This is a genomic window from Synechococcus sp. KORDI-52 (genome assembly GCF_000737595.1).
Taxonomy (GTDB): domain Bacteria; phylum Cyanobacteriota; class Cyanobacteriia; order PCC-6307; family Cyanobiaceae; genus Parasynechococcus.
Window position 1 is genome coordinate 1,080,540 of the sequence record NZ_CP006271.1, and the last position, 18,261, is coordinate 1,098,800.

The window sequence follows — 18,261 nt, forward strand, 5'->3', positions numbered from 1 at the left end:
GGTGAGAGGCTCACGTTGTCTTACTCCTAACGGTGATGCCCGCTGGAGTAGCCAGTTTTAGCCTTGCTTATAGTTAATTGATAACAGATTTCAATTAAGACGCTTTGATATTTTAATTGTTTGTAGTAGGTTTTCCAAGTCTCTAAAAGAGTCCTTGATTCATAAGCTTGAAAACTAAATCTAATAAAGCCTGAGGCAGTGAATTAAGGGTGTATGAAAGGCATTGCGGAAGTTCAGGCAGCTACTCTGACACCGCGCAAACAAAGTCAGACAGTAATATTCCCGCAAAATTAAGTAGTGATAGGCAAAGATCTTGGAAAGGATCATCATGTATACGTACATCCCTGTTGCTTGGCGGTGCTGTTAAGGCATTGATCACAGGTTGTTGCTGAACTTCCTTGCGCTGTGCTGTTGTGCTAGCACCACCAAAACGAACTTTAAGGTCTGCTGAAACTCTGGTCTCGAATGCCTCGTCGTAGGAGATATTCACTCCCGCTGTTAAGCCATTGCTGATTTCATAGGCAACTCGTCCAAGCACACCAGAACCATCAGCCGTACCTAGATCACCATTTTGGTAGTAATAACCAAGTGAAGCATTCAGCTCTGGAGTGATGAAATACCCCACATCAAGCCCGTAGGTATCCAGTGCACCGCCTTGGTAATACCAGTTCAGTGGTTGCTCGGTATCACCAACAGGAATCAAGGCATAAGCGTTGAAATTCCAGTCATTGGAAACAGCCTCAGCATTGACTGCGACCTGCTGGAAGAAAGCACTCTTTTCCGTTCCAAACAACGGAATGCCGGTATCGGTTCCACCTGTATTCATTGGGCGACTGTCGTAACCAGCATTCAGCCCATACATCCAAGAGCGGTCACCATTGAGCCAGCGGTAACCAAGCCGCGATGAGGTGCTGATTGTGGTGCCAGCTACCTTGGTGTTGATGATGCTGCTGTTGTTCTCGTAATCAGCGAAGTTGATATTGGCGAGGACATCAAGAAACCAGACACTGTTGTCGCCAACAGAGAGAGGTAAGAAACCACCAATGCCTGCCTGATTCGGAGTACCCGCGCCTTGCAGCGCACCTTGAAAACCAAAGGTGGGCTTGACTACATCCTTGAGGCTGATGCTCATCACACCGAGATCATCAGCACTGCCCTCTTGAGCAATGGCAGGCAGAGCAGCAATCGAGATAGCAGAAGCCAATAGCCCTAGGGAGAGGCGACGCAGCATGACTGAGAACTTGGTGAGAAGCTCACGTTGTCTTACTCCTAACGGTGATGCCCGCTGGAGTAGCCAGTTTCAGCTTTGCTTATAGTTAATTGATGGTGGAGTTGACGCAGTCCATTGTGCCGAAGCGTTGTGCGCTACCTTGTTATTTATTGTCAAGGAAAAGCAGGCCGATAAAACAACACTAAGGCGAACACTCTGACATCGATAGACAACTACAGATCTGAGACTAGTTGTCAATCAAGCCTTCGGTCGACCCACAGGAAAAGATCAGGAAAGGACCCTAGAAGAGCACGCAAGTGAGCCATTTAGAGAAAACATCAAAACAAAGCCAATTCCTTAACTATCTTTTAGGTCAAACTCCTAACCTACCCCTATGCAGTAGTCGGGTATTCGGTCTGTGCCTGGGTCAGGGTCACATTGTCCGTCATGCACCCTCACATCCCGGTTGCTTGGCGGTGCTGTTAAGGCATTGATCACAGGTTGTTGCTGAACTTCCTTGCGCTGTGCTGTTGTGCTAGCACCACCAAAACGAACTTTAAGGTCTGCTGAAACTCTGGTCTCGAATGCCTCGTCGTAGGAGATATTCACTCCCGCTGTTAAGCCATTGCTGATTTCATAGGCAACTCGTCCAAGCACACCAGAAGCATCAGCCGTACCTAGATCACCATTTTGGTAGTAATAACCAAGTGAAGCATTCAGCTCTGGAGTGATGAAATACCCCACATCAAGCCCGTAGGTATCCAGTGCACCGCCTTGGTAATACCAGTTCAGTGGTTGCTCGGTATCACCAACAGGAATCAAGGCATAAGCGTTGAAATTCCAGTCATTGGAAACAGCCTCAGCATTGACTGCGACCTGCTGGAAGAAAGCACTCTTTTCCGTTCCAAACAACGGAATGCCGGTATCGGTTCCACCTGTATTCATTGGGCGACTGTCGTAACCAGCATTCAGCCCATACATCCAAGAGCGGTCACCATTGAGCCAGCGGTAACCAAGCCGTGATGAGGTGCTGATTGTGGTGCCAGCTACCTTGGTGTTGATGACGCTGCTGTTGTTCTCGTAATCAGCGAAGTTGATATTGGCGAGGACATCAAGAAACCAGACACTGTTGTCGCCAACAGAGAGAGGTAAGAAACCACCAATGCCTGCCTGATTCGGAGTACCCGCTCCTTGCAGCGCGCCTTGAAAACCAAAGGTGGGCTTGACCACATCCTTGAGGCTGATGCTCATCACACCGAGATCATCAGCACTGCCGTCCTGTGCCTTCAAAGGCAGCGGGGCGATGGCAACAACATAAGCCAGTAATCCAAGCGACAGGTGGCGGAACATTGGGCTGGCGTCACTGCGCGCATGATTCCAGGCTTTGCTTAATGGTGCTACCCAGCGCAATTGACTGTCACCACTTCGGCTGACAAAGCTCCCAGCCTCCTGATCGACAGACCCGATATTCCGTAAGCCCTAGCCAGCGGAGAACACTCAAGACGGTTGATCGCGTAATTCTCAGGCAGCAGTGAATCCCCCATTTGGGGGAGGTGCTCACCCCGTCGATGCGGGGATGCTGTCTTCATCTGAATCGAGTCCATGAAAAAAAATGAGCTCACGGGATACGTCGGAGGGTTGGTGCTTTGCGGCTCCATCGGCATGGTGTTTCTGACGTCTTTCGGTATGTCGCCAGCTCCAGCATTCTTTATCGCTGCCGCATTCTTTGAGTTGTCGTCTAGCTCGGGGAGGAAGTGCAAAAGAACAAAGGGAAGGGTTGACTGATGAACGACTTCATTAACGGGTGGAGCAGTGTTTGTCTCGATGCTGTTGCTTGCGTTGTTCTGGGTGCGGCGTCGTTTTTCGCCGTCGAAGCCTTGATGCCCCGACAAGGAAATGCCCAGTGGCTGAACGAAGCAGGTGGAAACATATACGGGGACTCGAACATCAATCCCAACGCGGATCCCACTATCAATCCGATGGCTGATCCCTTCATCAATCCGATGGAGGACCCAACCATCAGCCCTTGTGGGCTCTACGGCTGCTGAAGCTCACCGGAGCGAGCAACAGGGCATCACAGTGCCCGTTGGGTGCGAGCTGCGAGTTGTAAGTGTTGTTGGGGAGAGTCCGTTAGGCCTCGATCCCCGTGTGGTGCCTGCCACCCCATGACAGCCACACCATCAACATGGTCAACAGCTGTTGGGCGGTGGCGCACTGCCACAGGTTTTCTTCAGGCGACAGCGTTGCAGTGTTCACAAATCCATTGCTAGTACATGCGTACTTGCTTGATGGTTGATGCGTGAAGGCTGGCTGATCGACAGCGATGACTTCTGGATCTGGCGGTTCCACCGGGACGAGAAGGCATGGATTCAGGATCCAAAGGTCTTCGTTGATCGGGGCCGGACCATGCCCGATGGCCCACCACTGCTCAAAGAGCGCCGTTACCTGCGCAAGGACGCTGCCGACCAGCTGTGGCAATCACTCCAGAGCCAAGGCTGGAAACGGTTGCAGACCCCTGCCTGGGGTGAAGCCATAGAAGTGTGAAGCTGCCATCCTGAAGGGATGAAGCAAACACCGCCTGAGAAGGAAATCGAGCGCATTGAGCGAGAACTTGATGCACCGAACCCGCCTGCAGGCAAGCCACCTGTGAAGAGCGGCGGAGGCGATCGGCATGGAAAGCCGCACAAAGGCAGTTCTTTTGATGCTGTTCTTGTTGCGGCTGCCCTTCTGTTTGTAGTCGCGGCGTCGCTGGCTTTTGCGGGGCGACTCAGTACCGCCCAAAGGCAGCAACTCACCGCTGGTTCCGTTGGAGGGGCTATCGGCCTGTTAATCGGATATGGCGTCGGCCGCATCCGCCCCTGAAATGCATTCTTCCAAGAGCGAACCGTTCGTTCTTATCCTCTCTTCTGGGGGAGCGTATTCATCAAGTCCTCACTGAATTCACCCCAAATAGGGGAGGTAGTTTTTCGTTGAATCGTTGATTGTGGGTTGAAGGGGGAGCTTCACACATCCAGATAGGTCATGACAGATTTCTCGAATTCTCTTACTGCTTTTAATTCAGCATTAGCAGCTGCATCGGCTTACGGCTTGAGGCAGCAACAGGAGGACTATGCGCAAGAAGCGTGGGAGCGGGAAGAGGCAAGAAAAGAGCGAGAAGCCGAAAGAAGTGCTGAAAGAGATAGAAAGCAAACTGAGAGCGACGAAAAAAAAGAGAGGGAAATGAGGTGGGACTATGAGACTGAGGGAATCAGAGGTGGCATCGAATCAATATTGAAATATCGGGACCCTCTATTTAGGTTGAAGTTGCTGGAGTGGCATAAAGAAGGACAGTTGCGCACTAGCGGAGAAATCGAAGCTATTAATAGGCTCTTGTCAGGCATCGGTGACTCAATTATCAATGAAGAGCTGCAGAAAATTCTCGGCGGTGAATACGATAATTCTTCGAATGATAATGAAGATAATACCGATCTTTCGCTCTATCTTAGGATTCATCGCCTTAGCTTGCTAACGCAGCACGAAGTTGTCGACAAAGGATATTACAGCGATGACGTCGCAACACGATTCACCGAAGTGATTGATCAATACAAAGAACATCATGATCGCCTTGATGCTAAAAAAACAAAGCAAATGCTTCTGGAAATCAACAAAGATTGCCTTGGCCGTTTAATTAGTTATAGAAAATTCCCGCACAAAATAGTTGGCGGTGTTGTTGGGTGGTCTTGCCGGGACTCGCTGAATGAAAGCAAAAAGTGGTGGGTTAGGGGCTTATTTATTGTCTTTCTACCCAGCTCATGGTTCGTTTTTGTTCCCGCTTATTTGTTGTGTTGGATTTATGTTTCTCAGAAATTAAATCAGGATATTAAGGATATGAAACGTTCGCTAAGAAGAGCTTTACTCGACGCAGGTCATTGAATTAAAAAGCCGGGAAGCCTGATGCCTTTGGGCTGAAAGCTATACAAGACCCGCAAGGGAAAAGCAGGGGGCGCATGTGTCGCTATCCATCTCCCGGCAGAATTTACAGGCTCAGGCTATTTGGTAATTTTCTTCCAGATTTATGAACCTTAAAATTGCCACAGCATTGGCTTGCATTCTGATGGCATCCTGCTCAAAGACTCCCTTGCCATGGAAGCCAAGTATTCAAGACAAGCAAACAGCTGAGCTATGCATTGCCGATGAAAGTTATGCGGGCGTCTGCTCGAAAGGCGATATTTTTACGGTCATCGCGATTTATCAGGGTTGTGTAGGACTAGAAAATTTTGATAGGAATCCTTATGACTGTGACGAGCACACCACTTGGCTTCCAGAATTTTCATTAAAGGTAGAGGCAGCAAAGAAAAGAAAGGCAGAGAAGATAAAAACAAGTAGTGTTGTCGATCCAATAGAAGCTTGCCGTCGGGAGGCTCATCTAGCAGGTAAGCGTGGTGGAGCATCAACATACAGACGTGCTAAGGCGCATACCGCTGATAACGCAAAACTGGTCTTCATGAACCAAGGTGTTCAATGGGAAACTAACTATTTTTGCGATTAAACGTGTAAGGCCTGGCAAAAGCAAAAAGCGTTCACTATTGCCATCCATCTCCCGGCCGAACATTCACCCCGTCAGCAATGGCTGTTTTTTGTTGGCCTCTCCCACAGGGGAACACTCATGGCAGTCACGACTGACCCATGACCCAAGACACCCGCATTGCCCTGTTCCTCATGGGAGAGCTGGTGACTGCTCTACGGGCCAATGACCCTGACCTCTTCAAGCGTTGGGTTTTAGGTGGGGTGCAAGACCTTGGAGTGCCAGTAGTTGAGGAGCTGCTGCTGGACTGGCTTGACCCGTTCCTGACGGTGGAAGAACACGACAGGCTCCTGGCCTGGCATCTGGGGGTGAGCCTCTAGTCCTTTCGAGGCATACGGCTCACGAAAATCTCATCAAATTCTCCACCAAATAGAGGACGTGATCTCCTGCTGGAAGTGAGATTATCTGGCCACGGGGCGAAAGCCTCTCGACTTAATGAAGTGAGCTACAAAAAAGTCTTCACCGCAATCGCATTCGCTGTCGGCCTCGCGGCAGCATGTGCGCCTGAAAGCTTTGCGCAATTGTCAGGCAAATATGACAGTAAAGAGACGCTAGCTAACAGAATGTACAATTCAGCTCAATACAACAATGGTGTGAATGACTTCTCGAGGTACTTCGTTGACAACGAAAACAAGGTGTTTCAAGTCTATAACTTAGCCGCTGACGGATTCCGCTACGAATTCATGGGGTATGTAGGGAAGAAAATTAAAGGAGGCACTATAGGATGCGACATTCTGAAGGATGAGTCTGTTGATTATTATGTGGAGTTCCAGGTTGAGGGGGATACGCTCATCGCGCACGGCCAAGAAGTTCATTATGACTGCAACAATGCAAACACAAAAATATTTAATGGACAAGCGAGATTTACGTCTAGAACCTTCGAATCAAGATAATTGGTCGAATTATTATTTATCGGAAAGCTAGATGCCTTTGGGCTGAAAGCTTTACAACTCCCTTCAGGGAAAAGCAGGGGGAGTATGTGTCGCTATCCATCTCCCGGTAGAACATTCACCCCGTCAGCAATGGCGGGTTTTTTGTTGGCCTCTCCCACAGGGGAACACTCATGTCAGTCACGACTGACCCATGACCCGCGACACCCGCATTGCCCTGTTCCTGATGGGGGAATTTGTTACAGCGCTACGGGCCAATGACCCTGACACCTTCAAGCGTTGGCTGTGTGGAGGGGTGCAAGACCTTGGAGAACCAGCGGTAACTGAGCTTCTCCAGTACTGGCTGGATCCCTTCCTCTCCGAAGCAGAACAAGACAGGCTCCTGGCCTGGCATCTGGGGGTGAGCCTCTAACCAGATGGGGGAGAAAGCCCGCTGAAAAATCCCTCAACTGGGGGATTCGTGGGAGCAGCTGCTCCAGCGAAATTAGTGATGCCACCAACTCATGATGACTGACCCGCAAAAAGACATCGACCGTCTCCAGCAAGAGATGGATCAAGCCCGCACCGATGCGGCCAATGCAGGCACAGGCGAAGTGGTGAAAGCACAGAAAAATCAGAGCCTTGATGCCGTTGTGACCGGCGCAGGGATGCTGCTGGTGCTGGGCTTGGCAGTTGGCTTCGCTTCACGTCTTACGGCCAAGCAGGTGACATCGCTGACGGCTGGAAGTGTTGGAGCTAGCGCGGGACTGGTCGTTGGTTATTTCGTCGGCCGCAGGAGAAATGGCTGATGAGACGTCTACTCATCCCATTCCTGGCCCTTGCCCTCTGCCCGCCTGCTGAGGCGACCGCCTACTGGTTCAACGTCAAAGCATGGGATCAACCGAATTGGTGGAAATGCGATGACACACCAGGACTCATCAGGCTGCCACATAGACCCAAAGATTATATGAATGAATCTTTCTGCGTTCGTCCCTTAACATTGATCAAGACATACGGGGGCGCAAGAGTTCAATATCAAACACGATCCGTCTGGACAGATGTTTCAGGGATTAGCCCATGGCTCAAAGAAAAATTTAACAGCACATCATCTGTAGGAGACAAATCCGGTGAATACGGATGGCTTGAAGTCGACTGTCAAATGATGGAGAGCAGGAAAATGCAAATCACCCTTGTCATGACAACATCGCAACGAATGGGGCCGATGTGGTCAAAAATCTCTTGGCAGCCAAATGCCTCTATTGCAGGTGGCAACGACTGGACAGAGATGAGGCCACTACTGAGGCTTGGCCCCGTTGAAAAATGGATATGCCAGCAATGACTGACTCCCAAAAAGAACCAGCTTTAACCCCAGAGCAAGTTCTCGAAGACCTTGAAGAGGAACGACGACGTCTTCACCATCTTGAGAAGCGCTTACACACCGAGGCCTACGACAAGGTCCACAAGATCAACCGCGAGCTGACTCAGCAGCGATACATCACGAGAAATCGTGAAAAGGAGATCGCTCGTCTGGAGGCTGCAAAGCCATGGGCATCCATGCCGCTTCTGATCCTGATGACGACCTTCGCTTTTGGTCTTGGTCTTCTTGTGGGTCAGCGGCTTTAGCTGACAATGTGAGCTGCTGCCAGCTCTACGAGCCAATGACCCTGACACCTTCAAGCGATGGTTGTCTGGTGGGGTGCAAGACCTGGGTGAACCAGTAGTCGAGGAGCTGCTTCTGGACTGGCTTGACCCGTTCCTGACGGTGGAAGAGCAGGACAGGCTGCTGGGTTGACACCTGGGGGTGAGCCTCTAGCTCAAATTTGGGATGTGGGGTGATTGCGCTTAAATCGGCGGCGTTGTCGCGCCATGACTTCTGGCTGGTCATGCCTTTTTAAGAGCAATATCTGTGGGTCCAAGTAGCAGCCTCAGCGGCTGATTCCTCCTTGCAATCCTGCTCCTCGGGCTGAATCTCTGCTTGCTGCTCAGTCTGCTTTTTGCTCTCAGGTTCTGCTTCTTTCTGTTGTCCAGGCTTTCCCCTACATTACAGAGTCCTCGGGTTGGACTTGCTTTGCGTGGATCACTTTCAACGCTGACGTGTTGTCGTGCCTCTCATTATGAGATATGCAAATAAAGCATCATGTCGAGCTATGTAATTTATTGGTTTCATTGAGTAATGCGCTAAATCCACCATATGGTGTTCTAGAGTCTAACAAAAATAAATTGGAATATGTACAATAAATTATATCCAAGTCGGGATTTCGATTAGAGACGATATCAAGACAATGCTCACTGCATTCCGATCTTATTGTGTTGAGTATATTTAATATATGTAAATAATTTATTAACTGCTTCTCGTTGGTATATCCCCAATCCGCAGGCTTCTTGCTGCCTTTGTAGTAATTAATACATTCTTTAGACCATGCCTGGTATGCAAAGCAGGTTACGATAGTGATTTTTTTAAAGGTATTTTTTTGCGAAATAGCATTTATATTGTTGGCGAGCTTTTGGGGAAAATGCTTCTCGGTTTTTTTGAACCATTCATTCGTAACTATGTCGCCTAGGCGCAAGTGAATTACAAGTTCGTCACTACTTGGTACTTTTATATTTTTCCTTTTGCTTTTAAAGTCTTTGATGCACTCGTAAAAAAGTGATATATTTAGCTCATTTTTTGGGTTTTTGGTTAAGTAATTTTTAAGAATAGAATTATCGTATTTTGTGTCCTGAAGAACCATCTTCAAGCTGTGCTCCCAGCGCCTGCCTCTTTTATTTATAATATCGCAAATTCTGTAATCAGAGTTTGTCTTAAGAGTTTTTATGTTATTGATTAATGGATCAATCACAATTGACACTCCCTCTTGATTTGTCATGGTATATTTGTTTAATATGGTATGCTATCATAAGCAAAATATAATGCACAATGGGATCTTTTTACAGAGGTAAAAAAGTTCTTGTAACTGGTGGGATGTCTTTCATTGGAAGTCATTTGGTTGAAAGTCTTATTGATGAAGGCGCCTTGGTGACTGTAGTAGACGATCTGTCAAGTGGTAGTTTGTCAAATGTTTGTTCTTTTCTTGATCGATTTGCCTTTGTGAATGGTGATTTAAGAGACAGTAAAATTGCAAGATCCTCAATTTTCGGTCAAGATATTGTTTTTCACCTTGCCAATATACATGGTGGGCGTGGATACATAGAAACTCATCCAGGTGATTTGTGCCAAAACTTTTTAATAGATGGCAATGTTTTCCGATTTTGCAATGAATTCGGGATTAGTAAAGTGTGCTTTGCTTCATCAGCATGTGCCTATCCAACTTCATTGCAAACTTCTAATAAACAAACCCAGGCTCGCTATCTCAGCGAGGAGATGGCTAACCCCTTCAAAGAGAACTGCGCTTTGGCTGATGGAGAGTATGGTTGGGGAAAATTTATGGGTGAAATGGCCTTAAAGGCCTATAATAAACAATACGGATTGGAAGGTGTTTCATGCAGATTATTTACAGTCTATGGCCCGCGCGAGAACGAATCCCATGCGATCATGGCTTTTATAGCAAAAGCGTTCACAAAACAGGATCCATATGAGATCTGGGGTTCAGGGAAGCAAGATAGAAACTTTACGTACGTATCTGATGTGGTTGACGGTCTAAAGTTGGCCACAGAAAAAATATCTGACTGTAGATCTGTCAATATTGGCACAGATGAGATAACAAATATTTCTGATGCTGCAAGTTTGGCTTGTCATATCCTTGGACATACGCCTGAAAAATATTTTTACGATATTTCAAAGCCCGAAGGTGTTCATGCAAGAGCCGCTTCGGTGGAAAATCAAAAGTTATGGCTGTCATGGCAGCCTAAAGTGAAATTTCGTCAAGGGCTAGAAAAAACTATTCAATGGTATGTAAATAATTGCTCGCTATCTGAAGCAAAGGAGTCTATAAATTCTAAGTTGTTTGAGAGATAATTTTTTTCCTTTTAGCTTCTCCTGCTAATCAACACACCATTCCTCTCCCCATACTCCCGCAGCTCTGTTGGTGTCATTAGCTAAACCTTGGGCCGCGGCCAACCTTGTACGGCTTATGCACATAATTCGCTGCATATCGCCACGTATCAATGCAGTGGGTAATCGCCGTTACGTCCAATAACTCACGCTTCTTTTGGTCTCTCGCCAACAACGGTGTCAACTCTCAAAATGCACGGCACCTCCTCGATGCCTTCAGCCATGGATGACGTTCATCTCGATCCGTCGCGTGCATCATGCTCCTCAATCTGCTCAGCCCTGCTTCCTCACTCATCGCAGCTTTCCTCGCTCGCTCAAATGGCACTCCACCCCTCTGAAACTCATGCGCAATCGTGTCCGCATGACCCGTTCGGTTCCAACACGCGTCATCAGCAATCCATCTGATGGTGTGCAATGCAATCGGCCAACGGCTGATCCATTCCCGCAATATCTCTGCCTGCTGCAGGTTGCTCGCTCCTAACCCTGCATTCCAATCAGGTTCACCAGCACGGGTTGACTTGCTCAGATAACACTCGTCAATGGCAAAGAGTGAACCCTTCGGCAGCATTGGGTGATTCGTGATGAACAACGTCGCGCAGCTCGGTGCAGCAATGCCCCAGTCGAAGCTGATCAGATACTGCGCATTCGCCGGCAGCACCAAGCATTCATATCCAATGACCACCTTCAACGTTTGGGTGCTAGTGATCCTGCTGTTTCCACTGAATCCGCTGCTGAATGATGTTGTCGGTCATGAATCAAGCTTTGCCAGCTTTGACAACGTATTCATCGCACCAATGGCGTTGTGATACTGCCCAGCCTTCATTGACTGCTTTATGATTGTCTTGCAGGTATGAATACATTCCGCCAAGACTTGTGGTCGCTCTTGGTCGATGTCTTGAATAATGACCTTCCTAGCTTCTGCGATGTAATTCTCAGCCATCCTGGAGGTAAGCCCCCATTCGACCGAAGCGTACCGAATCAGATCTGAGTTGACAGCACCGTTCGAGATAAGGCGCACGAAGGTATCAACGCGCCTTGCTTTTTCGACTTTGGTGCACTTCTTAGCCATCGGTTACATCATGCCTCGGACGTTCAGGCGTTGGGGTCGATGTCTTGGTGTTTACCGAGTACGACAGCTTCCGCGATGAGTTGAGCGTTGTAGGTAGCGATGTGGACGACCTTTTCAATGCCGTGGCGCATTGCACCTCAAGGTGTTCAGCGTCCAAGAGGTCAAGGTTGCTGAGCATCAGCTTGAGCTTTGCCTTATCAGTTTCAGAATCAGGTGATGTGGCGCTGTTGAATCCAGAGGCAATGCTTCCGTACATGACCAAGCGGTCGTGAATTTCGCGTTTGAGTTGTTGAAGCTGTTTGGTGGGGTCAGTCATTGATCGAGGGTGAGGGTGAGGTCGAGGGGGCTCTGCTGCCTGTGGGCTCTGTCCGCCGCTATCCGGCATTGGTATTGGCGGTCAGATTCGTTAGGTCGTAGTCGGGAGGGTGGAGTGAGGTTTAGGGGTTGCATGAGGAAGTTGAAGCGTGATGAGAGTGGCTGCCGGCGAGAGATCACCATCCAGGGCACTCCTCGGCGTTATCCGCCGACTCAGCCCAATCAGGTAATTCCTCGCGCGTAGATACGCTTTCGTACCGAAACCCCTCCTCTAATCCCTCTCTCTCACTGGGATCTCTCTCTGTACTGAAAGTGTGCTATTTGTACTGATTGGTGTCTGTATCTGAGGGATTTTCAGCAGTATCAGTACAGGTATTTATGGGGGAACTTCCGGCCCAGAAGTAGAGGTAGGCGGGTCGACCACCGCTTGGGTTACCGAGTTTCCGGCCAACAGGGACTGATGGCTTCTCGAACAGCTCACGACATAACCGTCGTGCGTAATCGGCATTGCCGAGCTGAAGCCGGTCATTAACCGTCTTGGGGTCTAGTGCTGCGCCATTGGCTCCACGGAGATAGGCGACAACACGATCACGGGCTGACTTGATCTGATTGAGCGTGATGCTTTGACCAGCCATGCCTCGATAGGTGAGGCGTTTGTCTTCGTCGTTGCCCTCGAATTGATAGGTGACGCGACCATCAACCAGACCGCTGCGTGATTTGAGATTGCGGAGGTTGAAGACTGGTTCGGGGTTGCCGCCTTCACGGGCCTGCCAGAGGCCCCAGGCCTCAGACGAGCCGTTGTAGACGTAAGCGGTGCCGAAGATGTCTTCCTTGGTGATTTCGGTGCGTTTGATGTTGCCTTTGACGACGTGGTGAAGGCAGATGATCGTGAGGCCAAGTTCAGCAGCGAGCTGATTAAGCCGATAGATCAGGAGACCGAATTCAGCGTCCTTAGGGCTGATTTGACCACCAGCGATGGTCATGAGGGAATCAAGGACGAGGAGCTTTGCGCCGGTCTCTATGACCCACCCACGCAGCTCGGGAAACATCATTGGGCTGAATTGCCATTTGATGGTCAGAGCACCTTTCTCGGGACGTAGGCCGAGCACTTTGAATTTGCGCTTGGCGTCGGTCTTTGATTCATCCATTTGGATGATCAGTGCCGGTGCCTTTTGGCATTGGAACTGGCCAGCGAACTTGGAGCCGTTAGTGACGGCTTCAGCGATCTGATACGCGGTGTTGGACTTACCGGCGAAGCCTTCAGCAGCGATTAGGACCAGACCAGAGGGAAAGAGGTCGTCAACCAACGGGGCTAGGTCTTCGTCGTCTTCAGCCATGAGGTCATCGAATGATTCCTCGGCTTTGGGTGCCTTGGCTTCAGAGAGCTGACGGACCAAGGTTTCAAATTCCGTTCGACCTAGGTCCAGCTCTGAACGCAGCGTGATGAGAGCCACGGAGCGTGTGGCCACATCGGGGATGGCATCGATTTGATCCAGTCCACGGTCGAGACGTTTTTTGAGTGACTCGGCATCGCGGAGGAACTCATCACGGATGTCGCCCTGCGCTTCGCCTGATGGCTGCGCTACGGGCTTGTCGCCAATGCCCTTGAGGATGTGATCAACAGTGGCGCCGGTTTGAATCCAATCAGCAATATCCAGACCACCGGTTGATGGCATGGAGCCATTCCATTCAGCGGTGTTAGGGAAGGGGAAGAGCCATTGGCAACCAGGGTGTGCCTCGGCCACCTGTTCCATGTGAGCCATGCCGGGTTTATCCCGATCAGGGACCAGCACGAGGCGATCCGCAGGGATATGACCTGCATCACGTTCTGGCTTGAACTTGCCTGCTCCGCCGATGCTGGTGATAGCGAACAGCCCCAGCGCACGAAGAGCATCAACACAGGGTTCACCTTCAACCCAGAAGATGTGTGGTGTGCCGTCCTGGAGGGCTTGCAGTGCTTCGGGTAGGCCGTAAGGCAGGACCTTGTCTTTGACCTCTGCAGGGCCATATCCGTTGATCAGTGATTCTTGCCAGATCTTGCGTTTGCCTTGCCCGTCATCAGTGCGATGGACGGTTAGGGCCGGTTCATTGCGTTCAAGGGTGACTGGGGTGAAGTAATCCCAGCTGCGGCGTTGCGCGGGGCGGACTGATTTAGTGCTGACCTTTGATTGGCTTACAGCTGGCGAGAGAGTTTCACGGACCTTGCGCTTACCGGCTTCGGTGTTGGCGCAATCGCAGCTGAAGGTTCCCCATCGCCCGTAGGAGTCGGACTTGGAGTTGAGGTTGACCTTGAAATTCGGGGCGCCGCAGGCAGGGCATTTGAAGGAGTGATCACCGCGTGGGTCGTTCTTACCGCCATCAGGTTCGAGCGCATCCCAGTGATCAAGGATGTTGAAGGCGCCCATCAGATGACTTCCTCCCGCAGGGCTGCGGGGCGGTATTTCTTGCCCATGGCCTTGATGCGTTGGCCATCACGGTCGGAGTCGAGAGTCATCTGGCCGGTGAGCACCAGATGCTTCTGGACGGAGATGCCGTGCCAATCGGCTGAAGCCTTGCGGGCTTCGATCAGTGCAGTGGTGTCGTTCATGCGCCCACCTCCGCAGCCCATGCCGCTGTGGTGCGTTGCAGGTGCCATTGCCATGGCGCTTGATCGGCAGGTGTCTTGCGGCGGTAGTGCCGGCCCTCGATCAGGAATTCGTGCTTGAGGCGGTAGTGCGAAAGCGTCCTAGGGGAAAGCCCCAGCGCCTTCGCCATCTCCTGGGTGGAGACCCAGGTCCGGTCTTCGGACATTGTTGAGGTTGCGGATGTCGACCGCATTGCCCGGTCTCTGACCTAGGGCGAGCAGGGGCCACGGACCCCAGTTGCTTGTGCTCGGCCAACAGTTCGACTCAGCTCCCGAAGGCGGTTGGGGCCACGGACCACCAATCCCAGAAAACTGACCGAGTCGCTTATCAGCTGTTCAAACACTAACCAGGCTGCCAACTCCGGCAACTCTGTGCCGGCATAGATGGCAAAAAGCATGAGCGATGGGTCAGATGTGCTCCAACACATCCTCTGCTTTGCACCACTCGTAAGAGTCGATATGCGTCTGAAGGCTGTGGCCCATCGCCACGCTCATTGGTTCAGGGTGACGTCCAACGCGGTGCCCGCGAAGTGAGTAGGCGTTACGGAAGGAATAGCCACGCAGCCATTCACCGCAATCGGCGTACTGCTTTTTCAGTTCCACCCAGACCGGCTGACGGTCAAGGAAAGTGCGCAGGGCGTACTTGTTCCCGACCATGTCTGGCAGAGGCAGCTGGCCAATCGACATAGCGCCAACCAGGTTCCACTCCACCTGATCACCAGATGTGGCAGTGAGAGGCAGAGGCATCAACCAGCGAGGCTTGGTCTGCCCTTTTTTGTTGACCTTCACGCGTGGGCAATAGAGCGCAGGTTCACCGGTCGTTGGGTGCTCACGAACCACAACGCTGTTGACCTCAACCGGGCGAAGGCCATACAGGCTCATCAGAGCAATGGCATTCCACCAACGCTGTCCAGCGTCAGTCTCCGGGAGTGAATCCATCAGGCGAAGAATTTCAGTGTCTGATGGACAAGCAACCTCCCGACGTTTGGCAGCAGGACCACGAAGCGTCTTGGCGGCACGATCAGTCAAGGTCCAACTTGCAGCCGGCATGTGGTGATCTTCAACGCAAAATTCGAGGAACTTGCGCAGAGAATCAATTGCTTTTTTGCGTTCACCGGGCTTGTCTGGCCAGGTCTTCACCACAGCGCCGACCAAAGCCTTGGCATTAGGTGGAGCGTTGGCGCCGGTCAGTAATTCAATGGCGCGATCCAAATAGGGCTTGTAACCGCGCTCCCAGGTCACGTCTTTGATCTGACTCAGGGCCATCAGATCAGCATGGAACTTTTCAGCCAGGGCTGGCCATTGAGATGCAGAGCTGTGCTGCGTTGCAGGGGCAGAACCAAACTCGCGGTCCAGCGCATCGGCCAGATCAACACCGGACTCCACGGAATCGTGAAGGCGAGTGATCAGGGCAACGGCTTCGGCCACTGTGTCGGCGGCCCAGGCAAGGGGGAGAGTCTTGGAAACACCGTTGGCGCCGCCGGCACCGGAACGAACAGAAAGGCGAATGGAGCCGCGGGAATCCTTGACTGACCAACCCTTGGGACAGGCAGCACGAAGGCGGGCCACCCACTTGGGTGAATTGGATTGAGACATAGAACAGGGCCGGAACGGATCCGGTCGTGTCTCCGCCACTGACGCGGGCAGAGGTCGCGCGAAGCAACTATGCCTCAAAAAGTGGGCACAACGAAGCGTGGGTCATTAATTCTCATAAGAAACTCAGCCGGGGTCTGTTCCCGGCCCAGGTGGGCACAAAGTGGGCACACAGCCCGAACAGCTGGTTTTATGGTCTGGACCGCGATGCTGTGCATCCCCTTGGATCCTCGTCCAGGCCTGGAGTCTTGAGAAAGCCGATGACCTGACTTGAACAGGCGACCCACGCTTTACGAAAGCGTTGCTCTACCGGCTGAGCTACATCGGCAACCAATCCAATTTAACATTGGCCCTGGATCCCATTGGGTCGTTTGTCCGATAATCAGCGTTCAAAAGCAAGTCTGGATCCCGCCATGCGGGAGCGCTTGCTCAAGGAGTCACAGACCCCCTGGCGTGGGCTCAGACGGCTCGTCTGGTTCGCTCTCTTCGCGTCCGCCGGGCTTGGTTTGTTCACGATGCTCTTCCGTGCTTCTGCCGGCAACACCATCGATTTGACTGATTTCGCCATCCAGGGGAGTGCACTCCTGATTTTCTCCGGGTTGCTCTGGTTTGACCGGCAGAGAGGTGGCAGCGGCAATGGATGATTCTTCGGCGTCGTCCGCACTGATGTCTTCCGATTTACCGTCTTGTGCTTCTGCAACGACGGGCTCAAGAGGAGCTTCGGACTCGGCGTCATCAGACTCCTCAGCGGTCGCTGGGTTAATGACTGAATTTGCGTCCTCTGGGTCTTTGTTCCCAGAGCCGTCGTCAATTGAGCTGACGTCGTCAGTGCTGGCTTGAGCTTGATCAGTGCTGTCGTCCGTTCCCAATTCTGTGGGTGCCGCGCCGATGGCCTCATCGGCTTCCTGATCGCTCGTTAGAGCCGTCTCATCAGCGCCATCAGACTCCTCAGCCGGCGCCCGGTTGATGGCTGCACTCTCGTTCTCTGGCTCTTCGTTTTGAGTACCGGCTTGATCAGTGCTGTCGTCCGTTCCCAATTCTGTGGGTGCCGCGCCGATGGCCTCATCGGCTTCCTGATCGCTCGTTAGAGCCGTCTCATCAGCGCCATCAGACTCCTCAGCCGGCGCCCGGTTGATGGCTGCACTCTCGTTCTCTGGCTCTTCGTTTTGAGTACTGGCTTGATCAGTGCTCTCGTCCGTTCCCAATTCTGTGGGTGCCGCGCCGATGGCCTCATCGGCTTCCTGATCGCTCGTTAGAGCCGTCTCATCAGCGCCATCAGACTCCTTAGCCGGCGCCCGGTTGATGGCTGCACTCTCGTTCTCTGGCTCTTCGTTTTGAGTACTGGCTTGATCAGTGCTCTCGTCCTTCTCCGATTCGGTGTCTTCTACGCCCATGGTCTCATCGGGCTTTTGCTTGATCGACTCCATCGCAGGTTCCGGCCACTCCAGGACGGGGAGGTTGAGCAACTGCAGGCCAAGGCTTGTGCGCTGGCTGGCAACAGCGTCAGCACGTAGGGCTGAATCGGTGGATGCAACCGTTGCTGCTGAACCCAACAACTGTGTAGTGGCCTGTACAACCTGCTGCACTTGCCAGACAATCAGCGCCAGCAATGGAATGGTCAGCAGCAGGGTGACCAAGCGGGACTGCCCCGCGACCGGGGAAAACTCACTCGCCAGCACCGCTGAATCATCCAGCCCCCAGAGAACGGGCAGCAGGATGATCGCGGCCACCACCACCGCAACGCGGCCGCCGAGTCCCCCGTGTGAAGCACTGATGCGAAGTTGATCGCTGCTGCGGCTGGCCAGCGGCTGACGCATCAGCAGCAAGGACCCCCAGTCGGCGGGCCGTCGCCATAGCGCGAAGGCTGGCGCCAACACCCCGACGCCCCAGATCAGAAATCGCTCAACACTTGGCGCAGGGCCCGGATCAGCACCGGCCAGAACCAGGCGTATCAGTAGCAGCTCAAGGGGGATGGCTCCAAGAGCCAGGCACTGAAGCCAAAGCAGGGGCTCGCTGCGGGGCTGCAC

At 51.8% G+C, this 18,261-nt stretch carries 22 protein-coding genes, 1 tRNA gene and 1 pseudogene; 14 read left to right on the top strand and 10 right to left on the bottom strand.

From position 1 onward, the window contains the following. Positions 1-241: 241 nt before the first annotated feature. Together KR52_RS05450 and KR52_RS05455 are read right to left on the bottom strand one after the other, a co-directional pair. Complete coding sequence (locus KR52_RS05450) at positions 242-1,231, bottom strand: carbamoyl-phosphate synthase (RefSeq protein ID WP_253912455.1); 990 nt, start codon at positions 1,229-1,231, stop codon at positions 242-244. A 360-nt stretch (positions 1,232-1,591) separates the two neighbouring features. Next, positions 1,592-2,560 carry a carbamoyl-phosphate synthase gene (locus KR52_RS05455; RefSeq protein WP_253912456.1) on the bottom strand — a complete coding sequence of 323 codons (969 nt, stop codon included), beginning with the start codon at positions 2,558-2,560 and terminating at the stop codon, positions 1,592-1,594. Positions 2,561-2,994: 434 nt separating this feature from the next. On the opposite strand from KR52_RS05455, the gene KR52_RS14605 reads away from it, so the two are divergent. The 11 genes from KR52_RS14605 to KR52_RS05505 all read left to right on the top strand — a co-directional run bounded on the left by KR52_RS14605 (position 2,995) and on the right by KR52_RS05505 (position 8,266). Continuing rightward, the gene (locus KR52_RS14605; protein ID WP_038553418.1) at positions 2,995-3,258 is read left to right on the top strand and encodes a hypothetical protein; all 264 of its coding nucleotides are present in this window, start codon (positions 2,995-2,997) and stop codon (positions 3,256-3,258) included. A 247-nt stretch (positions 3,259-3,505) separates the two neighbouring features. Then, complete coding sequence (locus KR52_RS05470) at positions 3,506-3,754, top strand: DUF1651 domain-containing protein (RefSeq protein ID WP_038553420.1); 249 nt, start codon at positions 3,506-3,508, stop codon at positions 3,752-3,754. An 18-nt stretch (positions 3,755-3,772) separates the two neighbouring features. After that, positions 3,773-4,072, top strand: coding sequence for a hypothetical protein (locus KR52_RS05475; protein ID WP_038553423.1), 300 nt, complete (start codon positions 3,773-3,775; stop codon positions 4,070-4,072). A gap of 159 nt (positions 4,073-4,231) precedes the next feature. Beyond that, positions 4,232-5,122, top strand: coding sequence for a PspC domain-containing protein (locus KR52_RS05480; protein ID WP_156957602.1), 891 nt, complete (start codon positions 4,232-4,234; stop codon positions 5,120-5,122). Positions 5,123-5,264: 142 nt separating this feature from the next. After that, positions 5,265-5,738, top strand: a complete 474-nt coding sequence (locus KR52_RS14145; protein ID WP_156957603.1) for a hypothetical protein — start codon at positions 5,265-5,267, stop codon at positions 5,736-5,738. 137 nt (positions 5,739-5,875) lie between these two features. After that, positions 5,876-6,094: a hypothetical protein gene (locus tag KR52_RS05485; protein ID WP_038553429.1), complete on the top strand. Its 219-nt coding sequence runs from the start codon at positions 5,876-5,878 to the stop codon at positions 6,092-6,094. Between the two features lie 120 nt (positions 6,095-6,214). Next, positions 6,215-6,667: a hypothetical protein gene (locus KR52_RS05490; protein ID WP_038553432.1), complete on the top strand. Its 453-nt coding sequence runs from the start codon at positions 6,215-6,217 to the stop codon at positions 6,665-6,667. Positions 6,668-6,857: 190 nt separating this feature from the next. Further along, on the top strand, positions 6,858-7,076 hold the full coding sequence (locus tag KR52_RS05495) for a hypothetical protein (RefSeq protein WP_038553435.1): 219 nt from the start codon (positions 6,858-6,860) through the stop codon (positions 7,074-7,076). Positions 7,077-7,170: 94 nt separating this feature from the next. Then, positions 7,171-7,452, top strand: a complete 282-nt coding sequence (locus tag KR52_RS05500; protein WP_156957604.1) for a hypothetical protein — start codon at positions 7,171-7,173, stop codon at positions 7,450-7,452. Then, complete coding sequence (locus tag KR52_RS14150; RefSeq protein WP_156957605.1) at positions 7,452-7,982, top strand: hypothetical protein; 531 nt, start codon at positions 7,452-7,454, stop codon at positions 7,980-7,982. The genes KR52_RS05500 and KR52_RS14150 overlap by 1 nt, the downstream gene beginning before the upstream one ends. Further along, positions 7,979-8,266: a hypothetical protein gene (locus KR52_RS05505; protein WP_156957606.1), complete on the top strand. Its 288-nt coding sequence runs from the start codon at positions 7,979-7,981 to the stop codon at positions 8,264-8,266. Before KR52_RS14150 ends, KR52_RS05505 begins: the two co-directional genes overlap by 4 nt. Before the next feature lie 512 nt (positions 8,267-8,778). Here KR52_RS05505 and KR52_RS14155 read toward each other — a convergent pair. Continuing rightward, a complete protein-coding gene (locus KR52_RS14155) occupies positions 8,779-9,375 on the bottom strand; it encodes a hypothetical protein (RefSeq protein WP_216725538.1) in 597 nt (198 codons plus the stop codon). Between the two features lie 185 nt (positions 9,376-9,560). Between KR52_RS14155 and KR52_RS13580 the strand changes: the two genes are divergently transcribed. Both KR52_RS13580 and KR52_RS14160 read left to right on the top strand, forming a co-directional pair. Next, entirely contained in the window at positions 9,561-10,598 is a 1,038-nt protein-coding gene (locus KR52_RS13580; RefSeq protein ID WP_071840177.1) for an NAD-dependent epimerase/dehydratase family protein, read from the top strand. Between the two features lie 617 nt (positions 10,599-11,215). Further along, positions 11,216-11,440: a hypothetical protein gene (locus KR52_RS14160; RefSeq protein ID WP_156957608.1), complete on the top strand. Its 225-nt coding sequence runs from the start codon at positions 11,216-11,218 to the stop codon at positions 11,438-11,440. Between the two features lie 255 nt (positions 11,441-11,695). Here KR52_RS14160 and KR52_RS14165 read toward each other — a convergent pair whose 3' ends face one another. The 6 genes from KR52_RS14165 to KR52_RS05540 form a co-directional block, all read right to left on the bottom strand. Continuing rightward, entirely contained in the window at positions 11,696-12,019 is a 324-nt protein-coding gene (locus KR52_RS14165; RefSeq protein ID WP_156957609.1) for a hypothetical protein, read from the bottom strand. Positions 12,020-12,335: 316 nt separating this feature from the next. Next, positions 12,336-14,423: an AAA family ATPase gene (locus KR52_RS05520; RefSeq protein ID WP_038553450.1), complete on the bottom strand. Its 2,088-nt coding sequence runs from the start codon at positions 14,421-14,423 to the stop codon at positions 12,336-12,338. Further along, positions 14,423-14,605 carry a hypothetical protein gene (locus tag KR52_RS05525; RefSeq protein WP_038553453.1) on the bottom strand — a complete coding sequence of 61 codons (183 nt, stop codon included), beginning with the start codon at positions 14,603-14,605 and terminating at the stop codon, positions 14,423-14,425. Before KR52_RS05525 ends, KR52_RS05520 begins: the two co-directional genes overlap by 1 nt. Continuing rightward, positions 14,602-14,808: an excisionase family protein gene (gene xisR / locus KR52_RS05530; protein WP_038553456.1), complete on the bottom strand. Its 207-nt coding sequence runs from the start codon at positions 14,806-14,808 to the stop codon at positions 14,602-14,604. Before xisR ends, KR52_RS05525 begins: the two co-directional genes overlap by 4 nt. Positions 14,809-15,049: 241 nt before the next feature. After that, the gene (locus tag KR52_RS05535; protein WP_156957610.1) at positions 15,050-16,210 is read right to left on the bottom strand and encodes a hypothetical protein; all 1,161 of its coding nucleotides are present in this window, start codon (positions 16,208-16,210) and stop codon (positions 15,050-15,052) included. Between the two features lie 279 nt (positions 16,211-16,489). Next, positions 16,490-16,562, bottom strand: a tRNA-Thr gene (locus tag KR52_RS05540). An 85-nt stretch (positions 16,563-16,647) separates the two neighbouring features. On the opposite strand from KR52_RS05540, the gene KR52_RS13585 reads away from it, so the two are divergent. After that, positions 16,648-16,878, top strand: coding sequence for a DUF3493 domain-containing protein (locus KR52_RS13585; RefSeq protein WP_173402240.1), 231 nt, complete (start codon positions 16,648-16,650; stop codon positions 16,876-16,878). 822 nt (positions 16,879-17,700) lie between these two features. Here KR52_RS13585 and KR52_RS15075 read toward each other — a convergent pair. After that, a pseudogene (locus KR52_RS15075) lies at positions 17,701-18,261 on the bottom strand (low-complexity tail membrane protein); the annotation flags it as partial.